This is a genomic window from Acinetobacter bereziniae (assembly GCF_016576965.1).
In the GTDB taxonomy this organism is placed as follows: Bacteria; Pseudomonadota; Gammaproteobacteria; order Pseudomonadales; family Moraxellaceae; genus Acinetobacter; species Acinetobacter bereziniae.
The window spans coordinates 299,717-321,743 of the sequence record NZ_CP066119.1; the positions used below are offsets into that span (position 1 = coordinate 299,717).

22 protein-coding genes and 2 tRNA genes are annotated in these 22,027 nt (G+C 38.9%); 12 read left to right on the forward strand and 12 right to left on the reverse strand.

From position 1 onward, the window contains the following. Nucleotides 1-327 precede the first annotated feature (327 nt). On the forward strand, nucleotides 328-1,989 hold the full coding sequence (gene ettA, locus I9192_RS01365) for an energy-dependent translational throttle protein EttA (protein ID WP_004825504.1): 1,662 nt from the start codon (nucleotides 328-330) through the stop codon (nucleotides 1,987-1,989). Nucleotides 1,990-2,031: 42 nt separating this feature from the next. Here ettA and I9192_RS01370 read toward each other — a convergent pair whose 3' ends face one another. Then, complete coding sequence (locus I9192_RS01370) at nucleotides 2,032-2,391, reverse strand: tetratricopeptide repeat protein (protein WP_004825502.1); 360 nt, start codon at nucleotides 2,389-2,391, stop codon at nucleotides 2,032-2,034. Between the two features lie 567 nt (nucleotides 2,392-2,958). Beyond that, the gene (gene hisF, locus I9192_RS01375; protein WP_004825500.1) at nucleotides 2,959-3,717 is read right to left on the reverse strand and encodes an imidazole glycerol phosphate synthase subunit HisF; all 759 of its coding nucleotides are present in this window, start codon (nucleotides 3,715-3,717) and stop codon (nucleotides 2,959-2,961) included. A gap of 114 nt (nucleotides 3,718-3,831) precedes the next feature. Between hisF and I9192_RS01380 the strand changes: the two genes are divergently transcribed. Genes I9192_RS01380 through I9192_RS01390 form a run of 3 tightly spaced genes read left to right on the forward strand, consistent with a single transcriptional unit; the run spans nucleotide 3,832 to nucleotide 5,864 of the window. Then, the gene (locus tag I9192_RS01380) at nucleotides 3,832-4,782 is read left to right on the forward strand and encodes a homoserine kinase (RefSeq protein WP_200150069.1); all 951 of its coding nucleotides are present in this window, start codon (nucleotides 3,832-3,834) and stop codon (nucleotides 4,780-4,782) included. 19 nt (nucleotides 4,783-4,801) lie between these two features. Continuing rightward, nucleotides 4,802-5,437, forward strand: a complete 636-nt coding sequence (locus tag I9192_RS01385; RefSeq protein ID WP_005034416.1) for a DUF1294 domain-containing protein — start codon at nucleotides 4,802-4,804, stop codon at nucleotides 5,435-5,437. Nucleotides 5,438-5,471: 34 nt separating this feature from the next. Further along, complete coding sequence (locus I9192_RS01390) at nucleotides 5,472-5,864, forward strand: DUF4870 family protein (RefSeq protein WP_005034414.1); 393 nt, start codon at nucleotides 5,472-5,474, stop codon at nucleotides 5,862-5,864. Between the two features lie 67 nt (nucleotides 5,865-5,931). On the opposite strand, the gene I9192_RS01395 is transcribed toward I9192_RS01390, so the two are convergent. Beyond that, nucleotides 5,932-6,852 (reverse strand): DMT family transporter, encoded by a 921-nt coding sequence (locus I9192_RS01395; protein WP_200150070.1) that lies wholly within the window; start codon nucleotides 6,850-6,852, stop codon nucleotides 5,932-5,934. Nucleotides 6,853-7,008: 156 nt separating this feature from the next. Between I9192_RS01395 and I9192_RS01400 the strand changes: the two genes are divergently transcribed. Continuing rightward, nucleotides 7,009-7,302 (forward strand): antibiotic biosynthesis monooxygenase family protein, encoded by a 294-nt coding sequence (locus tag I9192_RS01400; RefSeq protein WP_005034410.1) that lies wholly within the window; start codon nucleotides 7,009-7,011, stop codon nucleotides 7,300-7,302. Between the two features lie 67 nt (nucleotides 7,303-7,369). Here the strand turns inward: I9192_RS01400 and hisA are convergent, their stop codons facing one another. Further along, nucleotides 7,370-8,101 carry a 1-(5-phosphoribosyl)-5-[(5-phosphoribosylamino)methylideneamino]imidazole-4-carboxamide isomerase gene (gene hisA / locus I9192_RS01405; protein WP_005034409.1) on the reverse strand — a complete coding sequence of 244 codons (732 nt, stop codon included), beginning with the start codon at nucleotides 8,099-8,101 and terminating at the stop codon, nucleotides 7,370-7,372. Between the two features lie 75 nt (nucleotides 8,102-8,176). Then, a complete protein-coding gene (locus I9192_RS01410) occupies nucleotides 8,177-8,839 on the reverse strand; it encodes a 3'-5' exonuclease (protein WP_005034407.1) in 663 nt (220 codons plus the stop codon). Between the two features lie 167 nt (nucleotides 8,840-9,006). On the opposite strand from I9192_RS01410, the gene I9192_RS01415 reads away from it, so the two are divergent. Then, entirely contained in the window at nucleotides 9,007-9,408 is a 402-nt protein-coding gene (locus I9192_RS01415; protein WP_004825483.1) for a transcriptional regulator, read from the forward strand. Here I9192_RS01415 and I9192_RS01420 read toward each other — a convergent pair. From I9192_RS01420 to hisB, 3 genes are all read right to left on the reverse strand, one after another. Continuing rightward, a complete protein-coding gene (locus I9192_RS01420; RefSeq protein WP_004825481.1) occupies nucleotides 9,405-9,938 on the reverse strand; it encodes a DUF805 domain-containing protein in 534 nt (177 codons plus the stop codon). The genes I9192_RS01415 and I9192_RS01420 overlap by 4 nt on opposite strands. A gap of 150 nt (nucleotides 9,939-10,088) precedes the next feature. Beyond that, nucleotides 10,089-10,706: an imidazole glycerol phosphate synthase subunit HisH gene (hisH, locus tag I9192_RS01425; protein ID WP_004825479.1), complete on the reverse strand. Its 618-nt coding sequence runs from the start codon at nucleotides 10,704-10,706 to the stop codon at nucleotides 10,089-10,091. Further along, complete coding sequence (hisB, locus tag I9192_RS01430) at nucleotides 10,706-11,299, reverse strand: imidazoleglycerol-phosphate dehydratase HisB (RefSeq protein WP_004825477.1); 594 nt, start codon at nucleotides 11,297-11,299, stop codon at nucleotides 10,706-10,708. Before hisB ends, hisH begins: the two co-directional genes overlap by 1 nt. Nucleotides 11,300-11,401: 102 nt before the next feature. On the opposite strand from hisB, the gene I9192_RS01435 reads away from it, so the two are divergent. The 5 genes from I9192_RS01435 (at nucleotide 11,402) to I9192_RS01455 (ending at nucleotide 14,694) form a co-directional block, all read left to right on the forward strand. Next, nucleotides 11,402-11,779, forward strand: coding sequence for a GNAT family N-acetyltransferase (locus I9192_RS01435; RefSeq protein WP_005034402.1), 378 nt, complete (start codon nucleotides 11,402-11,404; stop codon nucleotides 11,777-11,779). Between the two features lie 318 nt (nucleotides 11,780-12,097). After that, nucleotides 12,098-12,173, forward strand: a tRNA-Phe gene (locus I9192_RS01440). A gap of 134 nt (nucleotides 12,174-12,307) precedes the next feature. After that, nucleotides 12,308-12,383, forward strand: a tRNA-Phe gene (locus tag I9192_RS01445). Between the two features lie 203 nt (nucleotides 12,384-12,586). After that, nucleotides 12,587-13,348, forward strand: coding sequence for a class I SAM-dependent methyltransferase (locus I9192_RS01450; RefSeq protein WP_005034399.1), 762 nt, complete (start codon nucleotides 12,587-12,589; stop codon nucleotides 13,346-13,348). A gap of 86 nt (nucleotides 13,349-13,434) precedes the next feature. Next, the gene (locus I9192_RS01455) at nucleotides 13,435-14,694 is read left to right on the forward strand and encodes an OmpP1/FadL family transporter (RefSeq protein WP_005034396.1); all 1,260 of its coding nucleotides are present in this window, start codon (nucleotides 13,435-13,437) and stop codon (nucleotides 14,692-14,694) included. A gap of 134 nt (nucleotides 14,695-14,828) precedes the next feature. Here the strand turns inward: I9192_RS01455 and I9192_RS01460 are convergent, their stop codons facing one another. Beyond that, nucleotides 14,829-15,248 carry a GNAT family acetyltransferase gene (locus tag I9192_RS01460; protein ID WP_004825465.1) on the reverse strand — a complete coding sequence of 140 codons (420 nt, stop codon included), beginning with the start codon at nucleotides 15,246-15,248 and terminating at the stop codon, nucleotides 14,829-14,831. A 213-nt stretch (nucleotides 15,249-15,461) separates the two neighbouring features. Here I9192_RS01460 and I9192_RS01465 point away from each other — a divergent pair, with 213 nt between their 5' ends. After that, nucleotides 15,462-17,096 (forward strand): GMC family oxidoreductase, encoded by a 1,635-nt coding sequence (locus I9192_RS01465; RefSeq protein WP_005034394.1) that lies wholly within the window; start codon nucleotides 15,462-15,464, stop codon nucleotides 17,094-17,096. 177 nt (nucleotides 17,097-17,273) lie between these two features. Here the strand turns inward: I9192_RS01465 and I9192_RS01470 are convergent, their stop codons facing one another. The 3 genes from I9192_RS01470 to ompR all read right to left on the reverse strand — a co-directional run bounded on the left by I9192_RS01470 (nucleotide 17,274) and on the right by ompR (nucleotide 21,924). Further along, nucleotides 17,274-18,794 (reverse strand): acetyl-CoA hydrolase/transferase family protein, encoded by a 1,521-nt coding sequence (locus I9192_RS01470; RefSeq protein ID WP_200150071.1) that lies wholly within the window; start codon nucleotides 18,792-18,794, stop codon nucleotides 17,274-17,276. A 205-nt stretch (nucleotides 18,795-18,999) separates the two neighbouring features. Beyond that, nucleotides 19,000-20,460, reverse strand: coding sequence for an ATP-binding protein (locus I9192_RS01475; protein ID WP_005034388.1), 1,461 nt, complete (start codon nucleotides 20,458-20,460; stop codon nucleotides 19,000-19,002). A gap of 699 nt (nucleotides 20,461-21,159) precedes the next feature. Further along, nucleotides 21,160-21,924, reverse strand: coding sequence for an osmolarity response regulator transcription factor OmpR (ompR, locus tag I9192_RS01480; protein WP_004825449.1), 765 nt, complete (start codon nucleotides 21,922-21,924; stop codon nucleotides 21,160-21,162). Between the last annotated feature and the right edge of the window lie 103 nt (nucleotides 21,925-22,027).

Consider the following 22,027-nt stretch of genomic DNA (forward strand, 5'->3'; position numbering starts at 1 on the left):
GAAAAAGCGTGTTTGAAAATATCTCCATCTAATTGGACAAATCTGAACAAAAATAGATAAATTCAGCGTATAATTAACAGCATTTATTTAAGGATTTGTCCGCATTTCATCTGTGGATTGCCTTGTAAGTTAAAACAAACAATGAATGCTGTGAAACGAAGAAAACCGTAAACATGTTTTTGAGTTTTATCGCGCAGACTGAGTGAATTTGAGTTGCAAGTGGATATAAACAAAACCATGTTTTTGTTTATCAAGTCGCTACAGATGACATTCGAGTAAAGCCTATTCGCATTTTGCGAATTTTTATTCATTATAGAGGAGTCCTACGTGGCCCAATATATTTACACGATGAACCGTGTGTCGAAGATGGTTCCGCCTAAACGCGAAATCTTAAAAGACATCTCTTTATCATTTTTCCCAGGTGCCAAAATTGGTGTGCTTGGTTTAAACGGTGCTGGTAAATCTACTTTGCTCCGTATTATGGCTGGCGTAGATAAAGATTTCTCAGGTGAAGCTCGTGCACAACCAGGTATTAAAATCGGTTATCTAGAGCAAGAACCACCATTAGATCCAAATAAAGATGTCCGTGGTAACGTTGAAGATGGTTTACGTGAGCCATTGGATGCCTTGGCACGCTTAGATGAGGTTTTTGCTGAATACGCAGCAGAAGATGCCGATTTTGACGCACTTGCAAAAGAGCAAGAGAAATTAGAAGCAATCATTCATTCTTGGGATGCCCATAACCTGACCAATCAAATGGATCAGGCAGCCGCTGCATTAAATCTTCCTGCTTGGGATGCAGATGTAACTTTGCTTTCAGGTGGTGAGCGTCGTCGTGTTGCACTATGCCGTTTATTGCTGTCTAAGCCAGATATGTTATTGCTGGACGAACCGACGAACCATTTGGATGCAGAGTCTGTATCTTGGTTAGAACGTTTCTTGAAAGACTTTGCTGGTACAATCGTGGCGATTACCCATGACCGTTATTTCTTGGATAACGTGGCAGAGTGGATTCTTGAGCTTGACCGTGGGCATGGTATTCCATACCAAGGTAACTATTCGTCTTGGTTAGAGCAAAAAAATGCCCGTTTAGAGCAAGAACAAAAGCAAGAAGAATCTTTTGCTAAAGCATTGAAAAAAGAACTTGAATGGGTTCGTTCAAATGCCAAAGGTCAACAAAAGAAAAATAAAGCACGTATGGAGCGTTTTGAAGAGCTTAACTCGCGTGAGTTCCAACAACGTAATGAAACTTCAGAGATTTATATTCCACCTGGTCCACGTCTAGGGAATAAAGTGGTTGAAGTTGAAGGCATCAGTAAATCTTTTGATGGTCGTTTATTGTACGAAAATCTAACCTTTACTGTGCCACCTACAGCGATTGTGGGTATTGTGGGTCCAAACGGGGCAGGTAAAACCACCTTATTCCGTATGATGACAGGTGAGCAGCAACCTGATACAGGTACTGTGACACTGGGTGAGTCTGTTAAAGTCGCCTATGTTGGTCAGATTCGTGACACCTTAGACAACAATAAAACAGTCTGGGAAGAAGTTTCAGGCGGTTTAGATATCTTAAGAATCGGTGAATACGAGATTGCTTCTCGTGCCTATATCGGTCGCTTTAACTTTAAAGGTCAAGATCAGCAAAAACGTGTTGGAGAATTATCTGGTGGTGAACGTAACCGTTTACAACTTGCTAAGATTCTTCAAATGGGCGCAAACGTGATCTTACTGGATGAGCCATCAAACGATTTGGATATCGAGACTTTACGTGCGCTAGAAGATGCGATTTTAGTCTTCCCAGGTACAGTGATGGTGGTATCGCATGACCGTTGGTTCCTCGACCGTATTGCAACGCATATCTTGTCATTTGAAAATGAACAGCCAGAGTTCTACGAAGGTAACTATGCTGAATACGAAGCGTATCGCTTGGCTCGCTTAGGTGATGCAGCTGTGCAGAAGCGTACTAAATACAAAAAAATTGGTGGCTAAACACTGACTTTACTGTAAAAAACCAGCTTTCGAGCTGGTTTTTTATTGCAGGTAAGCATGGTGAAGTTGATTTTGCGCTTCGATATGCCCTTGATTGGCTGCAAGTAACAACCATTTTCTGGCTTTATATTGATCAGGAGACAGTCCCAGTTGACCCTGTAGATAAATCATTCCGAGTTTATATTGTGCTTTACTATAACCTTTCAATGCGGCATGTAAAAAATACCAAATCGCATTACGCTGATAGGTATAAACGCGCTCATGACGATGTAAATCATAATGCACACTATAGTGATTATTCAGGGCGAGATGTTCATAACTGGTTGCACGATGATAAATATGCATGGACTCAGACATCCCAAATAAGACATGCCGATGTGTATAATCGTATGAATAAGTCATGAGCTGATTAATCCTCCTTATTTATTTTTATTAACTCCATCATCAACTACAAAATTTAACGCTTATTTCAATCAAGATTAAATGAAATAAAAAGAATATGAAATACCTTGTTTTCATGATTTTTTTTCATAGTAAAAATACTGGAAAAATATAGGAGTTTCAGTAAATAGGGTTAATTCCCTGATTTATATTGAAGGATGGGCTTATTTTAAGACGCTGATATTAAAAATGGAAATGTGACTATTTTCATTTATTTTATCATTACTGAGTGAATTCTCTATTTAAAAATCATGACAAATAAATTGTAAAATTTTATTTGAAAATAAATATTATTAATTGATTTCTTTATGTTGTTTTAATTTAGACTTAATAAAGGTGATATAAAACCATGAATAACTCATCACTTTAGAATGCTTTCATTTTCTTATTCAATAGAGCATTCGAAATAAAATAAGCGCTCAATACAACCCTCTCCCAGTGGAAGAAGGCGTTTTCAGCATGATGCAGTATGTTGATTGAAGTATGAGATTATTTATATAGTTTTTAATCTAGATAAAACGTCATTCATCAAAGACGCATTTCAATCCCTTGTTCTGCGAGATATTGTTTTGCTTCAGGAATCGTATATTGACCAAAATGGAAGATTGAAGCTGCCAATACCGCATCTGCTCCACCTTTTAAAATACCATCTGCAAGGTGTTGTAAATTACCTACGCCACCAGAAGCAATCGTTGGAATGGTGACACGATCATTAATTTGACGCATGAGACCAATGTCATAACCTGCTTTGGTTCCATCAGCATCCATAGACGTAACCAATAGTTCACCTGCGCCGTATTCCGCCATTTTTACTGCCCATTCAATGGCATCAATCCCTGTAGGTTTACGTCCACCATGAGTGAAAATTTCCCACTTATTTTCCGCAGTTTTTTTGGCATCAATCGCAACGACAATGCATTGTGCGCCAAAGCGCTGAGAAGCTTCTTGTACAAACTCAGGGTTAAACACGGCAGCGGAGTTAATACTGACTTTATCAGCGCCTGCATTTAACAATAGGCGAATATCTTCAACTTTACGCACACCGCCACCGACAGTTAAAGGGACAAATACACTTTCCGCCATACGTTCTACAGTGCGATAAGTCGTATCACGACCATTGGAGGTTGCAGTGATGTCTAAAAAAGTAATTTCATCGGCACCTTGTTCATTATATCGTCGAGCTACTTCTACAGGATCACCTGCGTCACGAATATCAAGAAATTGAACACCTTTCACCACACGACCATTATCTACGTCTAGGCAAGGAATAATACGTTTAGCGAGCATAATTTTTTCCAAAAAATAACAGTCGATGATGAAACTTCGTGACTTAGCTATAGCACCACAATAGCCGAAGCGGTTATTCTATCAAACTTATGTAAGTTTTTTCGCAGGTTTTCTATGTCGGTTTATACCACTTTGAGTTTACAAGAAGTTCAGGTCTTTGCAGCACCTTATGGATTAGAGGTGGTTGAGCAGAACCCAATTCAAGGCGGTATCCAAAATACCAACTATTTTATCATTTGTCGTGATGGAACACAGTTTGTTTTAACCTTATTTGAAAATATGGATGCGCAAGCGGCAGGTGAGTTGATCCCTGTATTAGAGCATTTAGGCGAATATGGGCTGGCTGTCCCTGTACCACTCAAATATGAAGGTCAATCTATTCATACGTTGAAGGATAAACCTGCGCAGATTGCACCACGTATGATCGGCAAACATCCTATGCCATCAAGCATTGCTCAAGTTGAACAGATTGCGATGGCTCAGGCAAAGATGCATATCGCATTAAAAGATTTTCCACTACAGCGCAAAATCGCCCGCGATCATGACTATTGGTACAACGTGGCGAAACAAATCAAACCGACTTTAAGTACAGCCGATAAAGCGGTACTTGATAATCTCTTGGGATTGTATCAAGCATTAACACAGATGTATCCAAATAGACCTAAAGGTTGGATTCATTCAGACTTGTTTCGCGACAATACGCTGTTTGAAGGGGACAACCTCAAAGGAATCCTTGATTTTTATGAAATGAATCAAGATGAATTGTTGTTTGATATTGCCATTACATTAAATGATTTTTGTACAGAATATCCTGAAGTTACTTTAAATGAAGCCAAGGCAATGGCATTTTTAAATGCTTATAGTTCAGTTCGTCCACTGACTGAAGATGAAAAGGCATGTCTAGAATTATATTTGGCAATGGCGGCAGGACGCTTTTGGATGATGCGTTTGCAGATTGCACAAATCAATGCTGAATCAGCTCGAACAGGGGATGATATCTTGCAGAAAAATCCACAAGAAATGCGTAATATGTTGATTGAAAGATTGAAATTTGTAACAGCTTAATAAATGTGTGGGATAAAAAATGCGTGATCAAGGTCGGTTAGTTGAGTGGTTTGATGACAAAGGCTATGGCTTTATTCAACCCAATGATGGACTAAAAGAGCGTGTATTCCTGCATATCAAAGACTTTGCGCAAAAAGGTCCACGTCCCATAGTGGGCTGTGCACTTGAATATGTGGTGCAGTTAGATGGACAAGGACGTTATAAAGCCAAGCAAGTGACTTATTTGAAAGCAACTCAAACTGTTCATGCCAAAACAAATCGAACCAGTCAGAATAAACTGAATGCCCAAAAAGCCTCCTCATTACAGCCGATGCAAATCATATGTATCGTTTATATAGTGGTTTTGGCAATCTTAAGCATAAGTGGTTTATTAAATGGCATGATTCTGTTTTTTGTCAGTATTATCAATGTCATGACTTATTGGTTCTATTCGCAGGACAAAGAAGCTGCACAAATGAATCAGCGTCGGGTGCCTGAAAATACCTTACATATTTTAGCCTTTTTAGGCGGCTGGCCTGCTGCATGGTTGGCACAACAACGCTTACGACATAAAACACAAAAACAACCTTTTCGAAAGATCTATTTCTGTACCATAGTCTTTAATATTTTATTGATTTTATGGTTAATTTCACCTTTAAATGTATTCCACATTTAGTGTGAATTCGCCAAGTTTTAAAAAAGGGCTTGCGATGAGTAATTATGTCGATTCAAACAATAGTAAATCTCTCACCTTAATCTTATACATTCTTTACATTATTGCGATTTTCTCCGCTGGAATTCTAGCAATTGTTGCATTGATTATTAATTACGTAAAATTAGATTCTGTTCGAGGTACGATTTTTGAAAGCCATTTTAAGTGGCAAATCAGAACATTTTGGTGGTACTTGATCTGGACCATCGTTGCATTTATTCCATTTCTTTTTCTCTTTTTCACGATGGATAATGTCAACGCATTTGCAGGTGTAGCACTCGGCGCTACAGTGTTTTGTGGTGTGACTTTATTTCTTTCTTGGATATGGATTGTTTATCGAGCGATTCGAGGGATTATCGTTTTGAATGATGATCAAGCTTTACCGCTATAAACCTGACTAAAAATTGAAAGAATGACTGAAGTAAAAAAACAGCGCTTACCTTGAAACGCTGTTTTTTTTATATGGTGTGAGTACTTTTTTGATGTTGTTTTCTGTTTAAAAATCGAGGTCTCCATTCGCTGAGGATAATGCCCGAAACCACAAGTAATCCACCAAAAAGTGCAACTAAGGGAAGGCGTTCACCTGCAATTCTGCCAAATAATGCCGCCCATACAGGTTCGCCAGCATAGATCACTGCTGCTTGAGATGGATCAACTGAACGTTTTGCCCAGTTCATGGTCAGTTGCAATATAGAACTGGTCAAGCCTAATCCTACAGCCAGTATAAGCAGTTCCCACGAAAAGGCGGGGATATGATGTTCTCCAACGAAGGGCATTGATGCAAAAGATAACACTGAGGCAAAAGCCAACTGAATGACAGTCACTCGCTGAATGTTCACTTTCCCTGCAAAGTAACCAATCAAAATAATTTCCATTGCAATCGCAAAAGAACCGAGTAGGGTTACAATTTGCCCTGTATTGAGATTGATTTGGTTGAAGCCATTGCCTGTTAAGAAAATTAACCCGATAAATGCCAGTAAGACACCTAACCATGTCATCACGTGAGGTCTTTTACGAAAAATCAGCCAAATTAAGATGGGTACCAAAGGGACATACAACGCCGTTAAAAATGCAGACTCACTACTGCTGATGGTTTGCATTCCTACGGTTTGTGAGCCATAACCTCCAGCAATCATGCTGCCAATCAGTGCTCCAGCAATAATTTCTTTTAGATGAATGCCTCTGAGATATTTATATGACAATAATCCGACAGCGATGGTTGCCGCTGCAAATCGGCAACCTACGAAGAACATTGGAGAACTATAATTCAAGGCATGATGCACAACGACAAAAGTACCTCCCCAAATCATAGTCATGATGATCAGGGCAATCTGAGGTATTTTCGATTTTAAAAATAAAGCAAAGGGAGAGGATGACATAAAGAACAAGAGGGCAAAAGAAAGCATCGCTATTTTACGCGAAAGCACAGAATTATGCTGATGTTAAGTTTGGTAATAAATGAGAGGTGATCATTAAATTGTCACCTGAAAGCGTTATACTTTAACTATTAAAATATGCATAAAGAGAAATAAGCCATGGTCATTGAACAAGCTTTATTTCATATTATTGAGGGTCAGCAATCGGCTTTCGAAAAGAAATTTTATGAATTATCCGACATTTTTAGAAATGCACAAGGGTGTGAAAAATTTAAATTGATTCGTGGAATAGAGAATAATCAACAATATATTCTACAAATTCACTGGACTGATTTAAAAGCACACACAGATGTTTTTATGAAAACAGAAGAATTTAAACATTGGTTTAATGCTTTAAAACCCTTTTTAGCACAAAAAATAGAAATGCAGCATTTTGAGAATACATTAGTCTAGATTTTTGTTGTGATTGAAAGAATAAAAAAGAGAACCTTACGGTTCTCTTTCTACAAATTAACTGAAGTTAGAATGCTTGGTCATCCAACAATAATTGAGCTTCACGTAGATTGAGCGTGCCTTCATAGATTGCTCGTCCAGTAATTGCACCTAAAATACCTGGTTGACCTTTTAAGTTGCGTACATCATCTAAGTTAGTAACACCACCTGATGCGATGACAGGAAGACCTGAATATTGTGCAAGATTAACAGTCTGCTCAACATTGACACCTTGCATCATGCCATCACGTGCGATGTCTGTATAAACAATGCTTGATACACCTGCATCAGCAAAACGTTTTGCAAGATCAGTCGCTTTTACATCAGTCACATTTGCCCAGCCATCTGTAGCAACCATACCGTTCATTGCATCAATACCGACGATGATATGACCTGCAAATTTTTGACATGCTTCTTCGACAAACTCAGGGTTTTGAACGGCTTTGGTTCCAATGATCACAAAAGACACACCTGCATCTAGGTAATGCTCAATCGTCTCTAAAGAGCGGATACCACCACCAATTTGAATCGGTAGTTCAGGTTGCGCTTTGGCAATTGCTTCAACCACAGGTTTATGGATTGGTGTACCAGCGAAAGCACCATTTAAATCAACCAGATGTAAACGGCGTGCACCTTCATTTACCCAATGTTGTGCCGTTGCAACTGGATCATCAGAAAATACAGTATCGTCTTCCATACGACCTTGTTTTAAACGTACACATTTACCATCTTTCAGGTCTATTGCAGGGATGATCAGCATGCTTTCGCTCCTTGCCTATTCTCATAGAAATTCATTGGCGTTCATCTTAGCAAAAACTTGATCAATTTCTAAGTGTCAGTTGGGGCTTTTATTTTCATTGATCCCCAATTCAGTCGTGATTTTGATGATATCAGCTGGGATTAAATTTAAATCGAGAAGTGCCTTAAAAATAAGAACTGGCGCATAAGCGTCTGCTGCGGCGTACAGAATTTGAGGAATGGTCAGATTCTTTTTCGCCCAGTTCGAGGTGCTTATTGATTTACTTTTAGGAAAATGAACCTGAAATAGGAGCGCCATCGCATTTTTAATGCCTAATGGACTGGTCATTCCGAAGCTTGAGAAAAGTTTGGAAAGCTCAATCACACGATGTAGTTCTACCCCTTTTTTACGAAATAAATGTAAGTCATTTTTTAGACCAAAGCCCACTTTGAGTTGATTTGTGTTTTCTAAAAAGGGTTTTAAAAAGTTTAGAATTTCAGGCGAAACCTGAAATAAATAAGCTTTCTCCGCAGTGGCAAGTTGAATCAAATGAGGTCCTGTCTGAACTTCACCTTTTGTAAAAGTTGGCTTTGACTCTGTATCAAAGCCGAGTAAAGTCGCTTTTGCTAATTCTTCTGAAATTTCATGACACTGTTCCAGCGTATTAATCACCACAATTTTATTTAAAGGCAAATTTTCAAAACGTGGAAAGCTTAGAATTTGTTCCTTGCTTGGGATTTGTTGGCTTTGATCATTCACAAATTTTAGCTCTCAGTTTTCAGGGGTAGCTGAAATTTCATAAATTACTTGCTTTGTCGACTAAAATTGAGCAGGTAAGGCATAAAAAAATTTAACGATATTGTGTTATAACAAACTTTGAATAAAAGATGATAGTTTTGTGAGATGAAATTACAGGAATCAAGCAGATGGTAGAAAAAGAGGATGATCTTTTTATCGAAGGTGCAAAACGTTTAAAGCAATTGATTCAAGATAAAAATATAAAGGCCAGTGATATTGTCAATGTGCTGGAAACTTCAAAAGGTACAATGAGTAAATGGCTACATAATTCTACACCTTCAAGCGCACAAAGTTTAATTGAATTGGCACGTTTAGTGGGTATGACTGAACGTTGGAATATGGAAGCTAAACAGCAAGACAAAACGGAACTTGTGAGTAAGGCATATGCTGAATCTGAACTGGATTTAAGCCATGCCACCATGGAGCAGTTAATCAATGAGATTAAAGATCGTTATGCCGCTTTAAACTTAAAAGCAGAGATTAAAATCAATGTTGAACCGTTAGAAGGTGGCTTTGTTACCAAAGATTAACGTGATGGTTGCATCACGTGATGAGATCCTTCAAATTCGATTTGCGGATCAGTTTTCGGTGGGGGAGAGATCGCCAAAATATAGATGACCACGATGGTTAAGATGGGGGTGAAAATGATTGAGATCAGTGCAACGGTTTTTTCCCAAATAGGTGTTAATCTACTGCTACCGTATTGATTATCATGAAAAGAGCCAGGTGTGACAAAGATTAAAAACAAAAAAAGCACCTGTACAATCGGGATCAAAATCAACACACTCCACCAACCAGAACGATTAAGATCATGCAGTCTACGAATGATGAGTATAAAAAATGTATAGATACATGAGATGTGTAAGGTCGCCCATAAAAACAAAGCCAAAGGTTCAATTTGCTTAAAATCTTCGTCGGTATTCAACATCTGTAATGAGATATAAAGATTTAGGGAGCATAAAATAAGGGTGAGAATGGTTAACCATGCAATGAGTGATAAACGCCCAAAACGTCCATTGGGATGAAGCAGTGCATCATTGATAAGCGTGTTGTTTTTCATCTATAAGCCATTGAATCAATAAGTATTAAAGTTTTTATTGGAGTGTGTCTAAAAGACCAAGTAGTCAAAAGTTTAAAACTTTATTTTTTGTAGCAATTTGAGTTATCAGAGCCAATTTAAATTGGCTCTGATTTTTTTTATCTTGAGGTGTTAAATATTCCATTCCACAAAGTTTTTCAGCAATTGTAAACCTGCTGTATGGCTCTTTTCTGGATGGAATTGTGTAGCAAATAGATTTTCTTTATGAATTGCGGTACAGAACTGCAAACCATAATCACATGTTGCTGCAATCAGTGTTGAATCTTTAGGTTCAACATAATAGCTATGCACGAAATAGAAGCGTGCATCTTGTTCGATATTTTTCCACATTGGATGGCTAGGATCAGCTTGGTGGACTTGGTTCCAGCCCATGTGAGGAACTTTTAATCCCTCCATATCTGGAAAATGTTTGACCATGCCATCAAAAATACCCAGCGCTTGAGTGCCACCATTTTCTTCAGATGACTCAAGTAAAGCCTGCATACCGACACATATTGCCAGCACAGGTTTATTGAAGGCAGCTTGACGTACAACTTCATCGATTCCTGCTTCATGCATGCCTTGAATGCAGTCACGCATTGCTCCCACACCTGGAAATACAATTTTATCTGCTTGAGCAATCAGCTTTGGATCATTGGTCACATCTACAGTTGCACCGACATGTTCGAGTGCTTTAGCTGCTGAATGAAGGTTTCCCATGCCATAATCAAGAAGGGCAATACGGGTCATTACAAGGTTCCTTTGGTAGAAGCAACAGTATTTTCAGCGCGAGGATCAACTTCGCATGCCATACGTAGTGCGCGAGCAAACGCTTTGAACACACTTTCGATCTGGTGATGGCTATTTTTACCTTTTAAGTTGTCGATATGCAGGGTCATTAAGGCATGATTAACAAAGCCTTGGAAAAATTCTGAGAATAAATCGACATCGAAGCTACCAATTCGTGCACGAGTAAATGGAATATCCATCCACAATCCTGGGCGACCTGATAGATCAACAACGACACGGCTTAAAGACTCATCAAGTGGTGCATAAAAATGACCATAACGTTTTAAGCCTTTTTTATCGCCAAGCGCTTGTGCAAAGGCTTGTCCTAGCGTAATCCCACAATCTTCTACGGTGTGGTGATCATCGATTTCCAAGTCGCCATCACAATGAATATCAATATCAAATAAACCATGACGCTTGATTTGATCAATCATATGGTCTAAAAAGGGAACACCTGTATTGAGCGTGCCTTGACCAGTACCGTCAAGATTCACACGAACTCGAATTTTAGTTTCGTTGGTGTTTCTTACCACTTCACTGATACGTTGCGCCATAGACACGTTCCTCAAAAAACGTCAAAAATTAAAAGTTTGATGTAAAGATGTTTCGCTGTGACGAAAGTGACAGCATATTAGATTGCTCAGGAGGGTTAATCAATGCCTATTACCGTACATGCTAAAACTTCACTAGAAAATGAAGAAGTTCGCGATCAGCTTGAGCGATTATATGACACCAGCCCCGAATTTGGGGATGGTCATGACGCCATAGAACAACTTGAGCAAAACTTGGCTCATTATACCCTACTTTATGTCGCAGAATTTAATACAAAGATTATTGGGGCATTATGGTGTACTGGACAAGGTGAAAGCAGAACTTTAGAAAATATTGTGGTACATCCAGCCAATCGAGGGCGAGGAGTTGCTGAACGTTTGGTTGAGGAAGTTTGCCGAATTGAAGAAGAAAAGGGTGTAAAGAACTTTGAGCCAGGTTGCGGTGCAATACATCGTTGTTTAGCACATCTCGGTAAAATCTAAGCGATTTGAGTTTTCTGAATGCCTAAAGCAGCTTGAGTCATTGCTTTTGCTTGCTTTGCTCAAAAACAAGTTGCTCAAGAACAAGGGATGGTGAAATGGTTAGTTTTAAGTGCATTTTGCACAGATTCAAAAACGGAATATGCGCAAATTGGTTATGCTAATCGAGATCATTCAAACAATGTATGGCTCAAATATGTGTGAAAAAGCATCCATTAGCGCGTAAATAGGCTGATTTTGTTGTAAAAATAGACTGTTGAATGATTTTAATGCTTTCTATACTTGACGGCTTATGGATTAAATTGTTTAATACGCCCCATCGGCGTGATAGCTCAGTAGGTAGAGCAACGGATTGAAAATCCGTGTGTCCCCAGTTCGATCCTGGGTCTCGCCACCATATTTAAAAATCTTTAAGATTTCAATCCCTGATCCCATCAGGGATTTTTTTTTGGGTAAAAAATATTCGCTTGAATAAAAAAGTCATGATTTTTATTGACTATTGAATACAGATACGGCTTAATACACCGCATCGGCGTGATAGCTCAGTAGGTAGAGCAACGGATTGAAAATCCGTGTGTCCCCAGTTCGATCCTGGGTCTCGCCACCATATTTGAAAAACCCCAAACATTGTTTGGGGTTTTTTATTGCCTATTTTTAGCGTTCAATGTCATTGTGAGCGTTCTAGAAAATAAACCGATTAAAATACGGTGCAGAGGAATGATTTTAATTGTCTTACAAAATGCCTTGAGCTGATGTGGAAATGACGTAGAATAAATTTTTATAAAACGAATAGATTGTTATAAAAAAACAATGAAAGATTTATTTTCATCAGGCAGTGCGCTTTATCAACAAGCACGACCCAGTTATCCACAGGATGTGGTTCAGGAAATATTAAATCATGTTCCTGAGCGTAGCTTTGCATGGGATTGTGGTGCAGGTTCAGGACAATTCACTCAACTACTGACTCCTTATTTTGATCATATTGTTGCCACCGATTTGAGCGAAAAACAACTACAGCTTGCACCTTATTTTGATAATGTTAGCTATCAGGTTCAATCGGCTGAACACACCTCATTTGCAGCTCACAGTTTTGATTTAATTTCGGTAGCGCAGGCAATTCATTGGTTTGATTTTGACGGGTTTTATAAAGAGGTTCAAAGAACACTTAAACCGCAGGGAATCCTTGCTGTCATCGGATATGGTTTAATTCAAGTTGAGAATAAAGTCATTCATTCCATGATTCAAGATGTATATTTTAAAAAATTAAACGGTTATTGGGATGCTGAGCGCCGTTATATTGACGAAGAATATCAGACGATTCCATTCCCATTTGAAGAAATAACCGTTGCCAGTTTTAAAATGCAGTATCAATGGTCAGCAGCACAACTGTTAAAATATTTATCGACATGGTCGGCAATTAAACATTATTGTGAAAAAAATCAAGATCATCCCTTACTTGAACTGGCTGAACAACTAAGTAGTGAATATGAAGATTTAAAAATAGAATTTCCTGTATTCTTGCGCCTAGGTCGAGTGAAACAAGTCAAGAAAAAGTGTTTTATGAAAAAATAGAATAATGATCTCATTTTATCTTGGATTACAAGATATATGGCTAACAATATACTTAGTTATATATTATTTAAAGATAAGATGATTCAATGAAATTTATATCTCAAGTTACGGGGCTGGCAATTGCTGGGGTTTTATTTAGCTCGAATTCTTCTGCGACAACAGGCTATTTTATGCATGCCTATGGTGTAAAAGCCCAAGGTAATGCAGGTGTATCGATCGCTCAATTTCAGGATGCACTCAGCATCGCTAATAATCCAGCAGGTTTAAGTTGGGTTGGAAACCGTATTGACATTGGGGTGAGTATTTTTTCACCTGATCGTTCTGCAAACATCACTGCAAATCAACTGCCGAATGCGAATGGCTCATATGATGGCAATGGACGAGCGTATTTTGTATTGCCAGAAATTGCTTTGAATCATCAAATCAATGACCAAGTGGCATTAGGTTTAGCAGTGTATGGCAATGGTGGCATGAATACAGGCTATCAGGATAATCCGTTTGCTGCATTTGGCAATAGGGGCACGGCTGGGGTCGATTTAACGCAAGTTTTTGTCTCTCCTGCGGTATCTTGGAAATATGCTGCAAATCAATCTGTGGGTGTTGCAACGAATATTTTATATCAACGTTTTGAGGCAAGGGGAATTCAGGGTTTTGCTGGATTTTCTTCAGATGCTTCAAACCTCAGTAATCGAGGAAAGCAGAGTGCTACAGGTCTAGGAGCACGAGTGGGCTGGTCAGGCATATTCTTCAATGATCGCTTAACTTTAGGTGCGAGTTATGCTTCAAAAATCAATGCTGATCGTTTTGATCAATATCGGGGATTATTTGCTGAACATGGAGATTTTGATGTTCCTGAAAACTATGCAGTGGGTGCAGCATTAAAAGTAAGCCCTCAATTCACCATTGCAGCAGATGTACAACGGATTAACTATTCAGATGTGAAATCTGTTGGACATTCATTTGATGTTGGGCAGCTACAGCAGGGGCAGCTTTTTGGTTCTCCACAGGGTCCTGGATTTGGTTGGAAAGACATCAATGTCTATAAATTGGGGGTATCTTATCAAGCACACCCTCGACTGCTTTTAAGGGCAGGCTATAGCCATAATGATCAGCCCATTCCAGAGCAAGAGGTCTTTTTAAATATTCTTGCACCTGGTGTCATTCAAGACCATCTCAGTGTTGGTGCAACATGGAATATTGATTCTCATCAAGAACTCAGTATTGCCTATACACATGCCTTGGAAAATGAGGTGAAAGGACCAATTTCTCCCGCATTTGGTGGTGGTGAGGCTAAAATTAAAATGAGTCAGGATATTTGGGGAATTACTTATGGTTATAGGTTTTAAGTGTATTTAGCTATACGTACAGCTCTGAAACTTCGACAGCATTGCAATAAATACTTTTAACGCGGTGTAGATGATGCCTCACTTTTAACCGATAGCATTAGACCCATGATGAGGTTAATTTGATGAGGCTGTTCTTAATCCTGAATCAGCCGCTTACCTAAGCAAACCACCTCAATCTCTTCATAGCCCAATTGCTCATAAAAACTTTGTACATCAATATTGTCTTTACGGATCAACAGTTGCAACTTTGGACAGCCCAATGCAACCAAACGCTTTTCAAGCTGTTGTAAGAGAGCTGTTGCCACACCATTACGTTGATCATGTGGATGTACGGCAAGATAATTTACCCAGCCACGATGTCCGTCATAACCGCCCATCACGGTAGCAATCAGCTGTTCATCTTTGACCGCCAATAAAAATAATCCATCTTTTTGAGCGACTTTTCGGAAGATATCAATCTCTGGGCTATTCCATGGACGTGTTAAATCACATGTCTCCCAAAGTGCAATGACATCATCTAAGTCGGTTTCCTGAAACTGCCTAATGATAAACATAGCTTTCTTTTATCTCTTGTTTTTAAAAGAATGTTTGCATCAGATTAATATAAAAAGTGCATCTTGATAAGTTGATTTTTTAGACAATGCGTAAATGTTTGATAGACTTTCTAAATTTGGAATGGAATGGTGCGGTTACGAATGATTATTTTTTATTGCTGGAAAATATGCATAATGATTGAGGAATAATTTAAAACAAAAATGGAATTTCATATGAATAAACAGGAATTTGATTATATTATTGTTGGTGGTGGAAGCTCAGGTTGTGTTTTGGCTGGTCGTTTATCTGAAAATCCACAGGTTTCTGTTTGCTTGCTTGAAGCAGGTGGTACAGGAGATGGCTGGAAAGTCGAGGTTCCCTGCGCAGCGGTCATTAGCATTCCTACAAAAATTAATAACTGGGCATTTGAAACTGTTCCTCAGAAAGGTTTGAACGGTCGCAAAGGCTACCAACCACGTGGTAAGTGTCTGGGAGGATCATCTGCAATCAATGCAATGGTCTATATCCGAGGACATCGACAAGATTATGATGATTGGTCGGCTTTAGGGAATACAGGCTGGTCATATGATGAGGTTTTACCTTATTTCATTAAATCAGAGAATAATCAAAGAATTAAAAATCAATATCATGGTAATGATGGTCCATTGTCTGTGATTGATTTACACAGTGACAATCCACTTCAACAAAAATATCTTGCAGCTGCGAAACAGCAGGGCTATCGAATTTTGGATGATTTTAATGGCGAAGAGCAGGAAGGCTTAGGCATTTATCAAGTCACTCATATTAATGGTGAGCGCTGTAGTTCAGCTCGGGCTTATCTCTTTCCACATCTTAAACGAAAAAATTTAACAGTTGAGACCTCGGCGCAAACCCAGCGAATTTTAATCGAAAACGGTGTGGCTGTGGGTGTGGAGTATAAGCAGAATGGTCAATTGAAACAGATCCACGCGCGACGTGAAGTGCTACTCAGTGCTGGTGCAATGCAGTCACCTCAAATCTTGATGTTATCTGGCATCGGTGACCAGCATGAGTTAATGGAACATGGGATTGAGGTGAAAAAACACTTACCCGGCGTGGGCAAGAATTTTCATGATCATCCTGATTTTATCTTTGGCTATAAAGTACGTGAAATACAGGGAACTTTTGGGCTATCCATCCCCGGGTCTATTGATTTAATCAAGCAAATAGGACGTTATCGAAAAGAGCGGCGTGGTTTGCTTACGACTAATTTTGCTGAATGTGGCGGTTTTATTAAAAGCTCAGCAGAGCAAAAAGTACCGAATTTACAATTACACTTTGTGATTGCATTGGTTGATAACCATGCTCGGACTTTACATACAGGTCATGGCATTTCTTGTCATGTATGCTTACTGAACCCAAAAAGTCGTGGCACGATCAAGATCAGTGGTCCAAGTATCGACGATCCAATATTGATTGATCCAAATTTTTATGGAGAAGAGTCTGATTTAGAAGAAATGGTCAAAGGTTTTAAGCTCACGCAAACTTTAATGCAGTCTGAAGCGTTTAAAAGCATGATCAAAGAAGATTTGTTTACTGCAAATGTCCACACGGATGAGGAGATTCGACAGGTTTTACGAGATCGCTCAGACACGGTTTATCACCCTGTAGGTAGTTGTAAAATGGGCGTGGATGAAATGGCTGTGGTTGATCCACGATTACGTGTTTATGGTATTCAGAACTTACGTGTGGTGGATGCGTCCATCATGCCTAAAGTGGTCAATGGAAACACCAATGCACCTGCCATTATGATTGCTGAAAAAGCCGTAGATATGATTAATCAGGATCAGTCAGGTGTAGCATTTATTGAGGAAAAGATGGTCGTCTAGGCAAGATCATTTAAGCTTTGTGAGCAAGTGGATATGTATAGATCGCAGAGCTATTTTATTTGATTGCCATTTTTTGCAACGAACATATCAACCTGTTAAAGCAACAGACAATAAAAAACGCCCGTTGGGCGTTTTTTATTGAGCTAAAAGATTATGCAAAAAGATCGTGCAGAAAGATTATGCAGATTTTTTAGCTTGATCTTGTGTAGTTAACATATGACCTGTTTCTTCAAAGTTGCAGTGCCAAGAAAGCGCTTCACGAAGAATATGAGGTGTTTGACCGCCTTTTTCACATGCACGATCAAAGTAATCATTTAAGGCATCACGATACATTGGGTGAGCACAGTGATCGATTACAGCGCGTGCACGTTCACGTGGTGCTAAACCACGTAAGTCTGCAAGACCTTGTTCAGTAACCAGAATATCAACATCATGTTCAGCATGATCAATATGTGAGGCAAATGGTACAACAGAAGAAATGTCACCGCCTTTTGCAATTGATTTGGTTACGAAAATAGCCAAATGTGCATTACGCGCGAAGTCGCCTGAACCACCGATACCATTCATCATCTTGGTACCACAAACGTGAGTTGAGTTGACGTTGCCGTAAATATCGAATTCAAGTGCCGTGTTGATACCAATGATACCTAAACGACGAACTAACTCAGGATGGTTTGAAATTTCTTGTGGACGTAAAACCAATTTATCTTTGTATTGTTCAAGATTGTTAAATACTTTTTCGCCATATTTAGCAGAAAGCGTAATTGATGAACCTGAAGCAAATTTCATTTTACCCGCATCAATCAATTCAAAAGTACAGTCTTGAAGTACTTCTGAGTACATCACTAAGTCTTCAAAGTTTGATTCTTTCAGACCTGTTAATACTGCATTGGCAATAGATCCAATTCCTGCTTGTAATGGACCAAGGTTCGCAGGCAAACGACCTTCTTCAACTTCTTTCTCAAAGAATGCGATCAAATGGTTTGCAATCGATTGCGTTTCATCATCCGGTAAAGTCACTGTTGATGGAGAGTCATGGAATTCGCTGTTAATCACGATACCGACAATTTTTGTAGGATCGATATTGATTGCAGGTGTACCAATACGTTGATCAACATGTGTTAATGGGATGGGTTGACGAGTAGGGCGATACGTTGGGATATAAATATCGTGTAAGCCTTCAAAAGCAGGGCTTAAATTGGTGTTGATTTCAACAATCACCTTTTCAGCAAAAATTGCAAAGCTTGCAGAGTTACCTACAGAAGTGGTTGTAATGATGCCGCCATCTTCAGTAATTGCAATGGCTTCAATCACAGCAACATCAGGTTTTTTCAATTGAAGATTACGCATTTGCTCAACAGTTTCTGACAAATGCTGATCGATAAACATCACTTCGCCTTTGTTGATGGCTTTACGTAATGTGTTATCGACTTGGAACGGTAAACGACGAGCAAGTACACCTGCTTCAGTCAATTGTTTGTCTAGATCATTACCTAAACTCGCACCAGTGATCAATGTAATCTTGAGAGGATTTACTTTGGCTTGTTTTACAAGTGCTAAAGGTACAGCTTTTGCTTCGCCTGCACGAGTAAAGCCGCTCATCCCCACAGTCATACCATCTTGGATAAAAGTTGCAGCTTGTTCTGCGCTCATGACTTTGTCATGGAGAGATGCTAAACGGATACGATCTAAAGACATGGTTTACGCTCAATTCTTGTTCAAAACTAGACGGATTGTACCGCCCTCAAACTAAATTGTGCATGCCTCTAATGCTAAGGTCTAATTTTTTCAATAAATGCGGGTATAAATTTTAGTGATGGTTTTTAAGTTATTATTTATTAATGAAATAATGTTGTCTGTTTGATAAATAAACAAAACTGTTTGTTTGATTATTGAGCGATCACTAAAAATGATCACTCAAACTTTGCTTAATTTTTTGAATAGGGTTTGTAGGTGTCGGTTCTTCCTCAACTTTTATCGAAAGTGGTAGGGAGACGATGGCTTGTAAACCACCTTCAGGGCGGTTGGAAATAGACAGTTCACCTTGATGAATATCGACAATTCGCTTCACAATTGCCAGCCCTAAACCACTGCCTTGAACTGTACGTGCAGCATTTCCGCGTACAAAGGGTTGCATTAAGTCTTCAATCTGATCTTCAGGGATACCTTCACCATTGTCCGCAACACAGATTTTGATATGTTCATTTTCAACCAGTGCACTCAATTCAATGGGTTCTGCACCATAGCGCTTAGAATTGTTGATCAAATTACCAATCAAGCGTTTGAGGGAGAGCGAACGTGCGGTGATGATTGGCAACTCTTGAGGTGTAAAGCGAATATCCAAAGGCTTAAACTGAATCACTAGTTCTTGTAGTAAGCTGTTGATATTGGTGTCTTGTAGCTCTTCATCTGAACCATCACGCATATAAGAGATAAATTGGCTCAAAATGGCATCCATATCATCGACATCATAAATCAGTCCTTCTTTTAAGAAGTCATCATCAGACATCATTTCTGCACTTAAACGAATCCGAGTCAACGGTGTTCTTAAATCATGTGAAATTCCAGCCAACATGATTTGACGATCTCGTTCAGTTTGTTCAAGCGTATAGATCATATGGTTAAAAGCTTGATTAACTTCACGAATTTCTTGTGGTCCATGGTTGGTTTCAAGATAAGGCGCTTTACCTGTTTTACTGTAATTATTTGCAGCATGTTGTAAGCGACGTAATGGGCGATTCAACTGTCTAACCAATGTCAAAATAATGGCTGCAGCAATTAAAGGAATCCCCAATAACCAAGCTAAAATAAGTTCTGGACTATAATTCGCATAGGTATTTAACGGTTCACGAACCCAATTCCCATTCATTTCAGGCGTTTGTACCCAGATACGTGGACTAGGTTTAAACTGGAAGTAAACCGTTACGTCCTTAATTTTTAATTCTTCTGCCAATTGCTTTTCAATGCGATTGGTAAAGAAATCAGCAATAATTTTATCTTTAACATTTGGATAGTCTTTAGAGTCTGTAACATATTCCACACCAACACGCTGTTTTAACCACTCATCAATATCTAACTGAATATCGTCGTGGTAGATCTGCAAGCGAGGATTGTTGACCATCTCAAGCTCAACTGCCAGAAAGCGTGCATGTTGTTGAATTTCTGGGAGATAGAGTGTTTTCCAGAAAAACCAAAGAGACATAAATAGGCTAAAAAAAACCACAAATATGACCAGAACCGTAGTTCGCATTGCTGCTGAACGTGGTTTGATTTTATCGAGAAAGCGTTCCCAAGGTGTGCGTTTGCGTTCTTTGTAAGCGACAAAGTCAGTAAATTCTTGTGGGTCTATGGGTTCTAATTTCACAGATTGATCCTGTTACTCGATAATATCGTGTGATGCAATGATTTTAGTTTAATCAATGGTGAATTTATAGCAATAATAAAACTGTGATTTTATCTATGCTTGATCTAACACTTGTGATTTGAATAAAAATAAACTCATAAAATTTAATCTAGTCAAAATAGATTGTTTGATTGAATAAGAAAGCCTAATTTTTATGATGATTTGCTTCTTTTATTATTTTTATTAACCAATTCGACTTTTTGAGATGGTCGAAAAATGCGCATTGAATGTTTACATACATTTTAAATGCTTCTGAAACATAGATGGTCTTTCTATCGTGAGGCGACATGGATGTTGCCATCTTGGGGGGATGAGCAAAAAACAAAGTATTGCTTTGTTTGCAGTGCAAGACCCCTGTTAAACAGAAGTTTTTTGTCATCTTTTCATCTCTGAAAAGTGAGATAGCGCCTACGCAAAGCGATTTAAACTTTAAATGTAAAGCGGTGCATTGCAAACTTGATCTTCATACAATTATTTCTATGTAATGGCAGAGGTTTCATGGCTGATAAGATTAACCCCATTTATAAGTCATCTAAAAGCTTAATTCATAAAAGCATTATTCTGTGCAATAAAATATGGGTGACATTCCTTATTCAAAAATGTCACCCATAAGTCAATATCTCATGCGTTCAGCAAATAGAGATACCATATATCGCTTTATTATTCCGCACCATCTGGAACAAAGACATAACCTACGCCCCATACAGTTTGGATATAACGTGCGCGTGCTGGATTCTCTTCGATTAATCGACGCAAACGTGAAACTTGAACATCAATTGAACGTTCCATTGCGCCCCATTCACGACCACGCGCCAAATTCATCAATTTATCACGGGTCAATGGTTCGCGTGGATGTTGTACCAGTGCTTTCAACACGGCAAACTCACCTGTGGTCAAGGTGACTACTTGCCCTTCACGTGTCAAAGTGCGCGTTGAAAGATCTAAAGACCATGGACCAAACGAAACCACTTCTACATTTTGGCTTGGTGCACCTGGAACTTCACGAACTTGGCGACGTAAAACAGCACGGATACGTGCCAATAATTCATTTGGATTAAACGGTTTTGGCAAATAGTCATCCGCACCAGCCTCTAAACCAGCAATACGGTCAGAGTCACTGCCACGTGCTGTGAGCATGATGACAGGTGTATCAATATTGGATGCGCGTAAGCGTCTGCAAATGCTTAAACCATCTTCTACAGGAAGCATGAAGTCTAAAACGATGAGTGAAAATAACTCACGTTGTAATAGACGGTCCATTTGTGTTGCATCGTGGGCTGTCTTAACAACAAAGCCTTTATCTTCAAGGAAACGCTGTAAAAGGGTACGTAAACGCACATCATCATCGACCACTAAGATGCGTTCGACACGGTCAGTTTCGTTTTGTACGACATCTGTATTTTCAGCAGGTACAACCAAACTCATGATGTACTCCCTTAATGTTGTAAATTATAAATATTCATCAATCTCAGTATAATGCCTAAGCGCTTGTTAAGACTATGTATCAAATTGCTCAAAAATACAATTT

What these genes read in the sequence shown, in the direction of transcription:
- I9192_RS01370 (WP_004825502.1), bottom strand. Translation starts at nt 2,391, where the DNA reads ATGACTTATTCATACGATTATACACATCGGCATGTCTTATTTGGGATG.
- hisF (WP_004825500.1), bottom strand. Translation starts at nt 3,717, where the DNA reads ATGCTCGCTAAACGTATTATTCCTTGCCTAGACGTAGATAATGGTCGT.
- I9192_RS01380 (WP_200150069.1), top strand. Translation starts at nt 3,832, where the DNA reads ATGTCGGTTTATACCACTTTGAGTTTACAAGAAGTTCAGGTCTTTGCA.
- I9192_RS01385 (WP_005034416.1), top strand. Translation starts at nt 4,802, where the DNA reads ATGCGTGATCAAGGTCGGTTAGTTGAGTGGTTTGATGACAAAGGCTAT.
- I9192_RS01390 (WP_005034414.1), top strand. Translation starts at nt 5,472, where the DNA reads ATGAGTAATTATGTCGATTCAAACAATAGTAAATCTCTCACCTTAATC.
- I9192_RS01395 (WP_200150070.1), bottom strand. Translation starts at nt 6,852, where the DNA reads ATGTCATCCTCTCCCTTTGCTTTATTTTTAAAATCGAAAATACCTCAG.
- I9192_RS01400 (WP_005034410.1), top strand. Translation starts at nt 7,009, where the DNA reads ATGGTCATTGAACAAGCTTTATTTCATATTATTGAGGGTCAGCAATCG.
- hisA (WP_005034409.1), bottom strand. Translation starts at nt 8,101, where the DNA reads ATGCTGATCATCCCTGCAATAGACCTGAAAGATGGTAAATGTGTACGT.
- I9192_RS01415 (WP_004825483.1), top strand. Translation starts at nt 9,007, where the DNA reads ATGGTAGAAAAAGAGGATGATCTTTTTATCGAAGGTGCAAAACGTTTA.
- I9192_RS01420 (WP_004825481.1), bottom strand. Translation starts at nt 9,938, where the DNA reads ATGAAAAACAACACGCTTATCAATGATGCACTGCTTCATCCCAATGGA.
- hisH (WP_004825479.1), bottom strand. Translation starts at nt 10,706, where the DNA reads ATGACCCGTATTGCCCTTCTTGATTATGGCATGGGAAACCTTCATTCA.
- hisB (WP_004825477.1), bottom strand. Translation starts at nt 11,299, where the DNA reads ATGGCGCAACGTATCAGTGAAGTGGTAAGAAACACCAACGAAACTAAA.
- I9192_RS01435 (WP_005034402.1), top strand. Translation starts at nt 11,402, where the DNA reads ATGCCTATTACCGTACATGCTAAAACTTCACTAGAAAATGAAGAAGTT.
- I9192_RS01450 (WP_005034399.1), top strand. Translation starts at nt 12,587, where the DNA reads ATGAAAGATTTATTTTCATCAGGCAGTGCGCTTTATCAACAAGCACGA.
- I9192_RS01455 (WP_005034396.1), top strand. Translation starts at nt 13,435, where the DNA reads ATGAAATTTATATCTCAAGTTACGGGGCTGGCAATTGCTGGGGTTTTA.
- I9192_RS01460 (WP_004825465.1), bottom strand. Translation starts at nt 15,248, where the DNA reads ATGTTTATCATTAGGCAGTTTCAGGAAACCGACTTAGATGATGTCATT.
- I9192_RS01465 (WP_005034394.1), top strand. Translation starts at nt 15,462, where the DNA reads ATGAATAAACAGGAATTTGATTATATTATTGTTGGTGGTGGAAGCTCA.
- I9192_RS01470 (WP_200150071.1), bottom strand. Translation starts at nt 18,794, where the DNA reads ATGTCTTTAGATCGTATCCGTTTAGCATCTCTCCATGACAAAGTCATG.
- ompR (WP_004825449.1), bottom strand. Translation starts at nt 21,924, where the DNA reads ATGAGTTTGGTTGTACCTGCTGAAAATACAGATGTCGTACAAAACGAA.